Source organism: Flavobacterium sp., assembly GCF_046153165.1.
GTDB lineage: Bacteria > Bacteroidota > Bacteroidia > Flavobacteriales > Flavobacteriaceae > Flavobacterium.
Genome location: NZ_JBJXEN010000121.1, coordinates 1 through 10,024, shown reverse-complemented (window position 1 = coordinate 10,024; position 10,024 = coordinate 1). Strand labels below are relative to the sequence as shown.

Here is a 10,024-nt window from a genome sequence, read left to right as displayed (position 1 = left end):
AATGTTCTAAATAATTATCTACGATAGAAATAGCTTCAATATTTTCGCTCATTCCTTTTACTCCTGGTATTAAAGAACAAATTCCTCTTATTATTAATTGAATTTTGACTCCTGCTCTACTGGCTTCATAAAGTTTATCGATCATTTTATTGTCTGACAAACTATTCATTTTTAGTTTTAAAAATGCTGGTCTTCCTAAACTTGCGTTTAGAATTTCCTTGTCTATTAATTTATTAAAACGAGTTCTTGTATAGTGTGGAGAAACAATTAAATGTTTGTATCTATGAACTCTATAATTTATTTGAAAGAATTCAAAAACCTTAGATACATCTTTCAAAATTTGCTGATGTGCTGTAAACAATGTCACATCGGTATAAACTTGGGCTGTCGATTCGTTAAAATTTCCTGTCGAAATAATACCATAACGTTTTAGTTTTCCTTCATCATCAATACGTTCTACAAGACAAACTTTACTGTGAACTTTTAGTCCTTTGACCCCAAAAATAAGTTCGATTCCTTCAGTCTGCATTTGTTCTGCGTAGGAAATATTGCTGGCTTCGTCAAAACGAGCTTGCAATTCTATTTGAACAGTTACTTTTTTTCCGTTTTTGGCAGCATTTATAAGTGAACTTACAATTTGAGAATTCTTGGCCAAACGATATAGCGTAATTTTTATTGCTGATACTTTTGGATCTAAAGCAGCTTCTCTCAAAAACTTAATAATATATGAAAATGACTGATATGGAGCATTTACTAAATAATCTTTTTGCTCTATTTTTTTTAGAATACTTCCTTCCAGACTTAATCCTTCAACAGGAAGAGGTAAATTTGTTTTATATAACAAATCATATCTTCCTAGGTTCGGAAAATCCATATAATCACGTCGATTATGATATCTTCCGCCAGGAATAATACTTTCTTTTGCATCTATTTCCATATTGCGAAGAAAGAATTTTAGTGTATCTTTTTCGATTGTTTGATCATATATAAAACGTACAGGTTCTCCTATTCGTCTGTCTTTTACACTCGAAGATATTTTCTCGATAAAACTTTTATTCAAATCACTATCTAACTCTAACTGTGCGTCACGAGTAATTTTTATCATGTGAGCCGAGATACTTTCGTAATCGAAAATATTAAAAATATTATGTAGATTGTATCGAATTAAGTCATCTAAAAGTATAATATGCTGTTTTTCGTTAACCGAAGGTAAAACCACAAAACGATTGATAGTTTTTGGAATTTCGATAACCGCATAACGAATTTCCTTTTTTATCTTAATTTTCTCAAGTATAGATGAAGTTTGTTTTGGTTTCATAACCAATTTTATGGCTAAATATCCTGAAGTATCTTTAAGCAAAGGGAATTCTGCTAAATCATTCAAGATAATTGTTACCAATGCTGGACTTACTTTTTGAATAAAAAAATCTTTTACAAAACTTTCTTGTTCTTTAGAAATTTCGTTTTCATTTATAATATAGACATTTTGATTTTCAAGTTCTTTCTCTATAATACTTAATATTCTTAAACTTTCTGATTGTTGTCCAATTACAATTTCGGTAATTTCTTTTAGTAATTTTTGCGATGTGATTCCACCTAAAATTTTCTCGGCAGTTTCTCCAGCTAAACTCAATCTTCGGATTGCAGCGTAGCGAACTCTAAAAAATTCATCTAAATTATTTGAAAAAATTCCTAAAAACCTCATTCTGTCTAATAGTGGAACTCGTTCGTCTGCCGCTTCTTGTAAAACTCTAAAATTAAAAGCTAACCAGCTTTTTTCTTTATCTATATATCTGTTATTGTTAATTATCATTATCAAATTTCTTTAGGAAAAATAGTTTGAATTGTTTTCCCTTTATTAATGTCTTTCCAGCTATTTTGCTCGAATTGTAAATATACAAACCCAGCTGTTGGAACGTTTATTATATATTTATCTCCAAATTTATTAACAAAATTTGTAATTGCCTCATTATGTCCAAAAAGAATTAGGTTTTCTATATTATTATCGCATTTTTTAATTTCTTTTTCGAGCTGATTTTCATCGAAAGTGTAAAGATTATCTTTAAACTCTATTTTATTTTCATCTATAAGTATCTGATTACAAAATAATAATGCCGTTTGAGATGCTCTATTAGCAGTACTTGATATAATTGTGAAATTTTCAGGAAGATATTTTTTAGTCTTAATGGCTATTTTTTTAATATTTTCTATTCCTTTATCTGTTAATATTCTTTCTTTATCTATAACTGGCTTGTTCCAATTAGATTTTGCATGACGTATTAAAATAATTGACTTCATATTTTTATAAATAATTTAAATAAAAATGCTGTAAATATTAATCTTTTTAGTCAATATATTTAACTAACATATTGGCTAGTTCTTCTTCCTTAAACGGTTTTACAAGTATATCATTTATACCACATTCCTTAGCTTCAATACTAATTTCTTGTTTATCGGATGCTGTTAATGCTATAATTGGGGTTGTGTTGCCTCTTTTTCTTAATTCTTTAGATGCTTCAAAGCCATTCATTATTGGCATATTAATATCCATTAAAATCAAATCGAAATTATTATTTTCAATAATAGCTAGTGCTTCAAATCCGTTATTGGCAATTTGACAAGTATGCTTATTTTTTTCTATTAATCTTTTAGTAACTAATTGATTTATTGCATTATCCTCGACAATTAAAATTTTAAGTTGTTTTTTAATAACTGCTTTTTTCGTGTTCTCTTCTTTTATAAATAAGTTTTTATCAGCTTTAATATAGGGTAATTTTACTGTAAATATGGTTCCTTCATTTACAACGCTTTCCACAAAAATTTCTCCTTTAAAAAGCTCTACTAATTTTTTAACTATCGATAATCCTAATCCTGTTCCTTTATATTGCTCTTGTAAATTGACTTCAACTTGAACAAATTTTTCGAAAATTTTATCTAAATATTCATTCGAAATTCCAATTCCTGTATCAATGATATTAATCTTGAGTAATTGTTTACTTTTTTCAGTTATTAAATCTAATTGTATTGTAACTGTACCATTTTTAGTAAATTTTAAAGAATTACTAATTAAATTAATCAGAATTTGCGAAAATCTAGTAATATCAGTTTTTATGGTTTTAGGAACATTATCAGAAATTTCTATATTTAAAATGTTATTATTTGATTTTGCAATTACATTTAATGATTCTCTTAATGTAAATATCTCTTTTCTGATATTGAAATTATCAAAATTAAACTCAAACTTACTATCTTCTATTTTATATACATTTAATACATCGTTAATTAATGCTAAAAGATAATTTGACGAAAATTTTAAAGCCTTAAAGTGTTGATCATTTTTTATATCAACATATTCAGATTCTATAATTTCGGCCATTCCTATTACTCCATACAAAGGCGTTCGTAGCTCATGGCTCACATTAGATAAAAACTGAGATTTTAGTATCGAAGCTTCCTCAGATTTTTCGTTTGCAATTATTAACTGGTTGTTCGTCTCGAAAAGTTTTTTATTAATTTGTTTATGAATTAAATAACTTCTGTAGAGAAATCCAGTTAAAAGTATTAGAAAGAATAATGAAACAATAATTATTAAACTAGTTTTGTTTGCTTCGTTAATTGTTTGTTCTTGTATTTTTTTTTCAGATTCTATTTTTTGAATTTTGCTGTTCATTTCGAGAACTTCTATAGTAGTTCCAGCAAATTTAATTTCTTGATTCCTTTCTTTTACATATAAAGCATCTTGTAAACTATCATGCTTTTCTAAAAAGGATAATGCTTTTACATTATCCTTATTTTTTTTATAAAACTTAGATATTTTTTCATAAATATCGAGTTGGTTAGATTTTAACAGCTCAATTTTATTTTCTTTAAATTTGTCTATTACAAGTTTATATGTAAACTCTGCCTTTTTTACTTCATTTGTATTTGCATAATAATTAGCTAATAATGAATAATAAGTTATATACATTTCATAATCCTCAGAAGAATTTACAACTGGTAAAATATTATCTAAATATTTTTTCCCTTTTTTAAAATCTGATGAATTGATATATACGTCGGCAATATTTAGTTCTGTAAATGCAATTTCTATTTTGTCCTTACTTTTTTTTGAGTATTCATAACATTTTAAATAATATTGCAATCCTTTTTTAGGATCGTTTAACTGGAAGTTGTATAAATTTCCAATATTGTTATATAAATAATCTAAAAGTTTAGTGTTGTCGCACTTGTGAGCAAACACTATTCCTTTTTTGTAAAAATCTATTGCTTTATTAAGATCTGAAAACTGTTCGTAATTAAGTCCAATAATATTATATGCTTTAGCTGAATTAAGATAATCATCATTATCTAAGGAATATTTTAAAACAATTTGAGCAAATTTTAAAGATTCCTTACAATCTAATCGGTCGAAGCTTTCAACTGCTTTTTTTAATATTTTGGTAGCATCTTTATCATTATGTATTACTTCTTGAGCAAAATTACCTTTGGGTAAAATGAAAAAGAATAAATAAAAAAGCAATCTTGTTTTCATATAAAATGTCTGGAAGGTAAAAATAAAAAAATCCTGAAATAAATCAGGATTTTTTAAAAAAACTTATCTTATTAACTTTCTATATTTCAGCCTTTTCGGAGTTAAGTCTCCACCTAAACGTTTTTTCTTATTTTCTTCATATTCAGAGAAGCCTCCTTCGAAATAATATACTTCCGAATCGCCTTCAAATGCTAGAATGTGAGTACATATTCTATCTAAAAACCACCTGTCGTGAGAAATTACAACAGCACAACCTGCAAAGTTTTCTAGACCTTCCTCTAGAGCTCGTAAAGTATTTACATCTAAATCATTCGTTGGTTCATCTAATAATAATACATTTCCTTCTTCTTTTAGGGTCATAGCAAGATGCAAACGATTACGTTCTCCTCCAGAAAGTGTAGATACTTTCTTATTTTGTTCTCCGCCACCAAAATTAAAACGTGATAAATAGGCTCGAGAATTTACTTGTCTTCCCCCCATCATAATAAGCTCTTGTCCATCTGAAAAATTTTCCCAAATAGATTTATCAGGATTAATATTGGAATGTGATTGATCTACATAAGCGATTTTTACTGTTTCTCCTACTGAAAATTCTCCGCTATCCGTTTTTTGCTCTCCCATAATCATTCTGAAAATAGTCGATTTACCAGCACCGTTTGGTCCAATAACTCCAACAATTCCTGCTTGAGGTAAGGTAAAATTTAAATTATCATACAATAATTTATCTCCAAAAGCTTTGGCTACATTTTTAGCTTCAATAACATTAGTTCCTAAACGAGGTCCGTTAGGGATATAAATTTCTAGATTTTCATCTAGTTGTTTTTGATCCTCATTTAATAACTTATCATAGTTTTGTAAACGCGCTTTTTGTTTCGTTTGACGACCTTTTGCTCCCTGACGAACCCAGTCTAGCTCACGTTCTAAGTTTTTACGACGTTTTGAAGCTACTTTTTCTTCAATTGCCATTCTACTCGATTTTTGATCTAGCCAAGACGAATAATTGCCTTTCCAAGGAATACCTTCTCCTCTATCTAGTTCTAAAATCCAACCTGCAACATTATCTAAGAAATATCTATCATGCGTTACTGCAATTACAGTTCCTGCATATTGTGCTAAATGTTGTTCTAACCAAAGTACACTTTCTGCATCTAAGTGATTTGTAGGCTCATCTAACAACAAAACGTCTGGCTGTTGCAATAACAAACGACATAATGCTACACGACGACGTTCTCCTCCTGATAAATTCTTAATTGGTGTATCTGCTTCTGGTGTACGCAAAGCATCCATAGCGATTTCTAGTTTGGTATCTATTTCCCAAGCGCCTAACGAATCTATTTTGTCTTGCAAAGCTGCCTGACGATCCATTAGTTTTTCCATCTTGTCAGCATCTTCATAATATTCAGGCAAACCAAACATATCGTTTATTTTGTTGAACTCATCAAGGACTGCCATAGTTTCTGCCACACCTTCACGAACTATTTCGATAACTGTTTTAGAATCATCTAATTGTGGTTCTTGCTCTAAGTAACCAACTGTATAACCTGGAGAGAAAACTACATCTCCTTGATAGTTTTTATCTACTCCTGCAATAATCTTCAATAATGAAGATTTACCTGAACCATTTAATCCTAAAATACCTATTTTTGCTCCATAAAAGAAACTTAGATAAATATTTTTTAATACTGGTTTATCTGCTCCTTGGTAGGTTTTACTCAATTTTGACATTGAGAAAATTACTTTCTTATCGTCTGACATTTTATATTTTTTTTATCCTAATTTATAATTCGCGTATATTTTTAGAGTCTGCCTTTTAAAGAACTAAAGACCCAAGCATTTAATAAAAAACCAAAACCAACAGTAGCAAAGCCCCAACCAGCGATGTCAGCGTATCTGTATGCGCCTAAACCGATTAGTACTAATCCCATAATCACCATCATTAAAGTTGCCCAACCTAAAATTGTGTTTTTATTCATTCCCATAACTTTCTTTTTTTATTTAATTTGAGGGGTACAAATGTCGTTCTTTTTTAAATAATTTTCAATATTAATTAAAAATCTTAACTAACATTTCTTTCAATAAATCTGACTGTGGTAAAGCATTTGCACCAACACCTTTGCTTTTTACATCTATATCCCTTAAAGAAGCAACTATTTGACTTACTTTTTTCATAGGGTAATTTCTCAAGGCAACATCATAATCTTTTAAGAAAAAGGGACTTACTCCTAATATTGGAGCAACAGTTTTAGGATTTCGGTCTTTTAATCCATGATATTTTAACAATTGAATAAAAAAGCTAAAAACCAAACTTGTCGTTACCACCATTGGATTGTCTTTTGGATTTTGAGCAAAATGATCGGCAATCTGATAAGATTTTAATTGATTGCGTTCCCCAATGGCTTTTCTAAATTCAAAGACATTAAAATCTTTACTAAAACCTATGTTTTCTTCAATAATTGCTGGTGTGATGGTACTTCCTTGTGGTAAAATAATGGCTAATTTGTCTAATTCATTTGCAATTTTGCTTAAATCTGTTCCTAGAAAATCGACTAACATGGCTACCGCTTTGGGTTCGATGTTTAGCTTTTTTCCTGATAAAACACGTTTTAACCACTCACCTACTTGGTTTTCGTATAATTTTTTACTTTCGTATACAACGCCTTTTTGAGCTAAAATTTTGGTAATTTTTTTTCGTTTATCTAAAGTTTTATATTTATAACAAATAACTAAAACCGTTGTTGGCTGTGGATTTTCGGCATAAGATTCTAATTTATCTATTGTTTTTACTAAATCTTGTGCTTCTTTTACAATAACCACTTGTCGATCTGCCATCATCGGATACCGTTTGGCATTCGAAACCACGTCTTCAATCGTAACATCACGTCCATAAAGAACGGTTTGGTTAAAATCTCTTTCGTGCTCTTGGAGGATATTATTCTCGATATATTCTGATAATTTATCAATATAATAAGGCTCTTCTCCCATTAAAAAATAAATAGGTTTTATATTTCCAGCTTTTATATCGTTTATTATTTTGAGTACTTCGTCCATTATTTTTTTATTTAAAGTTTAAGGTTTAAAGTTTGTAGCATCGTAAGAAACTTTAAACCTTAAACTTTAAACTAAATAACTATTTTTGCATTATGCAAAAATTGAATTTTCAACCTTATTCGTTTCGGTTCAAAAATAGTGAAAATAAAGTTTCTATTTTTGATGAAATACGTAAAAAATTTGTGATTCTCACTCCTGAAGAGTGGGTACGTCAAAATGTGGTTCGTTTTTTATTGGAAGAAAAAAAATATCCAAAATCTTATATTAACGTAGAAAAAGTTATTAAAATAAATAGTTTAACTAAACGATATGATATTGTTGTATTTCAACCTAATGGAAAGTTATTTTTGCTCGTTGAATGTAAAGCTCCAGAAGTTACGATTACACAAAATACTTTCGATCAAATTGCGAGATACAACATGGTCTTAGAATCCGAATATTTAATGGTTACTAACGGTCTAAATCATTACTTTTGTCAAATGGATTTTGAAAATGAAAAATATCAATTTCAAAATGAATTGCCTAATTTTAAAAGTAAACTGTAATTGAAAAAAATAGCTGTTGTTATATTAAATTGGAATGGTCAGAAATTGTTAGAACAGTTTTTACCTTCAGTTATTCAATATTCTAAAGAAGCTACTATTTATATAGCAGACAATGCATCTAGTGATGATTCAATTTCGTTTGTAAAATCTAATTATCCAACGATAAAAATCATTCAAAACAAAGGGAATTTTGGTTATGCAAAAGGTTATAATGAAGCTTTACAAGAATTGGAAGAAGAAATTTATGCTTTAGTAAATTCTGATATTGAAGTGACTGAAAACTGGTTGCAACCTATTATTAATTTATTTGAAAACGAGCCCAAAACAAGTATCATTCAACCTAAAATTCTTGATTTTAAGACTAAGGAATTCTTTGAATACGCTGGTGCTGGTGGTGGTTTCATAGATAAATATGGTTTCCCTTTTTGTCGTGGACGTATTTTTGATACTATTGAAAAAGATAACGGACAATATAATGATATATCTGAAATATTTTGGGCTTCTGGTGCTTGTCTTTTTATTAGAAAAACAATTTTTAGAAAAGTAAATGGTTTCGATACAGATTTTTTTGCACACCAAGAGGAAATCGATTTATGTTGGAGAGCTTTTAATAAAGGATATGTTGCAAAATATTGTGGACAATCGACAGTTTATCACGTGGGTGGTGCAACTTTAGATGCCGAAAATTCTAAGAAAACTTTCCTTAATTTTAGAAATTCATTATGGATGTTGACTAAAAATCTTCCGAAAAATAAATTATTTCCAGTTCTTTTTATTAGATTAAGTCTAGACGGAATTGCTGCAATTCGCTTTTTAACACAAGGAAAATATAAACATTTTTGGGTTGTTTTAGAATCTCATTTTTACTTTTATAAATACCTCTTAAAATTTATTTATAAGCGTAATGAAACTCAATCTAAAAATTACTATAAAATAAAATCTATTGTTTTTCGTTATTTTATAAAGGATAACAAGATTTTTAAACAACTTTAATAAAATAAATTATGAGAAAAATTATTATATCATTATCAATCATTTCATTATTAACAACTTCATGCGTTTCTAAGAAAAAATTTCTAGAAGCTGAAGCTAGAAATAAAGAAATACAAGATTTATTAAACTCTGCAACAGTTAAGTTAAATGCTTGTCTTGAAGAAAAATCGGGAATTAATGCTTCTTATCTTAGTTTAAAAGACCAGAATGACAACTTAAAAAAGAACAATTCTGATTTGATTAATAATATGGGGAACATGACTACCCTATCTACTAAAGGAGCACAAAATATCGAAAAAGCTTTAGAAACAATAAAAGAAAAAGATTTAAAAATTAGCAGAATGCAAGATGCATTAACCAAAAAAGATTCTGTAACCTTAGCATTAGTCACTAGTCTAAAAAGTTCTGTAGGAATTTCAGATCCAGATATAGAAATTAATGTTGAAAAAGGAGTTGTATTTATTTCAATTGCTGACAAACTAATGTTTAAAAGTGGTAGTTATATTGTTAGTGATAGAGCAAAGGAAATTTTAGGAAAAGTAGCAAAAGTAGTAAATGACAAACCTACTTTTGAGTGTATGGTTGAAGGTCATACGGACAATGTCCCATTTACTGGGAATGCTATTTTGATAGACAATTGGGATTTGAGTGTAAAAAGATCTACTGCTATTATTCGTGTTTTAACCAAAGAACACAATGTAAATCCGAAACAATTAATTGCTGCTGGTAGAGGAGAATATATTCCGCTTGTAGAAAATAATTCGGTTGAAAATAGATCTATAAACAGAAGAACTCGTATTGTTGTACTTCCTAAGATTGATGAATTTTATGACATGATCGAAAAAGAAATGAAAAAACCTGCTAAACAATAATCATCTAATATTTTTATAAACAGAAAACCCTTTTC

9 protein-coding genes are annotated in these 10,024 nt (G+C 28.8%); 3 read left to right on the top strand and 6 right to left on the bottom strand.

Translation table 11 applies throughout. The features are described 5' to 3' along the window. From ppk1 to holA, 6 genes are all read right to left on the bottom strand, one after another. On the bottom strand, positions 1 to 1,813 hold a 1,813-nt coding region (ppk1, locus tag ACKVOV_RS14005), incomplete at its 3' end, for a polyphosphate kinase 1 (protein WP_409207379.1). A 2-nt stretch (positions 1,814 to 1,815) separates the two neighbouring features. Beyond that, on the bottom strand, positions 1,816 to 2,298 hold the full coding sequence (locus tag ACKVOV_RS14000; protein ID WP_409207378.1) for a SixA phosphatase family protein: 483 nt from the start codon (positions 2,296 to 2,298) through the stop codon (positions 1,816 to 1,818). A gap of 46 nt (positions 2,299 to 2,344) precedes the next feature. Next, positions 2,345 to 4,531: a response regulator gene (locus ACKVOV_RS13995; protein ID WP_409207377.1), complete on the bottom strand. Its 2,187-nt coding sequence runs from the start codon at positions 4,529 to 4,531 to the stop codon at positions 2,345 to 2,347. Positions 4,532 to 4,594: 63 nt separating this feature from the next. Then, on the bottom strand, positions 4,595 to 6,286 hold the full coding sequence (gene ettA / locus ACKVOV_RS13990) for an energy-dependent translational throttle protein EttA (protein WP_409207376.1): 1,692 nt from the start codon (positions 6,284 to 6,286) through the stop codon (positions 4,595 to 4,597). 41 nt (positions 6,287 to 6,327) lie between these two features. Next, positions 6,328 to 6,510: a CAL67264 family membrane protein gene (locus tag ACKVOV_RS13985; protein WP_091474704.1), complete on the bottom strand. Its 183-nt coding sequence runs from the start codon at positions 6,508 to 6,510 to the stop codon at positions 6,328 to 6,330. Between the two features lie 64 nt (positions 6,511 to 6,574). Next, positions 6,575 to 7,579, bottom strand: a complete 1,005-nt coding sequence (gene holA / locus ACKVOV_RS13980) for a DNA polymerase III subunit delta (protein WP_409207375.1) — start codon at positions 7,577 to 7,579, stop codon at positions 6,575 to 6,577. Positions 7,580 to 7,671: 92 nt separating this feature from the next. On the opposite strand from holA, the gene ACKVOV_RS13975 reads away from it, so the two are divergent. The 3 genes from ACKVOV_RS13975 to ACKVOV_RS13965 are packed head-to-tail and all read left to right on the top strand — an operon-like array spanning position 7,672 to position 9,989. Further along, positions 7,672 to 8,124: a type I restriction enzyme HsdR N-terminal domain-containing protein gene (locus tag ACKVOV_RS13975; protein ID WP_409207374.1), complete on the top strand. Its 453-nt coding sequence runs from the start codon at positions 7,672 to 7,674 to the stop codon at positions 8,122 to 8,124. After that, positions 8,125 to 9,117, top strand: coding sequence for a glycosyltransferase family 2 protein (locus ACKVOV_RS13970; protein ID WP_409207373.1), 993 nt, complete (start codon positions 8,125 to 8,127; stop codon positions 9,115 to 9,117). 11 nt (positions 9,118 to 9,128) lie between these two features. Then, positions 9,129 to 9,989: a flagellar motor protein MotB gene (locus tag ACKVOV_RS13965; protein WP_409207372.1), complete on the top strand. Its 861-nt coding sequence runs from the start codon at positions 9,129 to 9,131 to the stop codon at positions 9,987 to 9,989. Positions 9,990 to 10,024 lie beyond the last annotated feature (35 nt).

Excerpts from the sequence above, each read along its gene's own strand:
- ACKVOV_RS13985 (WP_091474704.1), bottom strand. The coding sequence starts at position 6,510 with ATGGGAATGAATAAAAACACAATTTTAGGTTGGGCAACTTTAATGATG.
- ACKVOV_RS13975 (WP_409207374.1), top strand. The coding sequence starts at position 7,672 with ATGCAAAAATTGAATTTTCAACCTTATTCGTTTCGGTTCAAAAATAGT.
- ettA (WP_409207376.1), bottom strand. The coding sequence starts at position 6,286 with ATGTCAGACGATAAGAAAGTAATTTTCTCAATGTCAAAATTGAGTAAA.
- ACKVOV_RS13995 (WP_409207377.1), bottom strand. The coding sequence starts at position 4,531 with ATGAAAACAAGATTGCTTTTTTATTTATTCTTTTTCATTTTACCCAAA.
- ACKVOV_RS14000 (WP_409207378.1), bottom strand. The coding sequence starts at position 2,298 with ATGAAGTCAATTATTTTAATACGTCATGCAAAATCTAATTGGAACAAG.
- ACKVOV_RS13965 (WP_409207372.1), top strand. The coding sequence starts at position 9,129 with ATGAGAAAAATTATTATATCATTATCAATCATTTCATTATTAACAACT.
- holA (WP_409207375.1), bottom strand. The coding sequence starts at position 7,579 with ATGGACGAAGTACTCAAAATAATAAACGATATAAAAGCTGGAAATATA.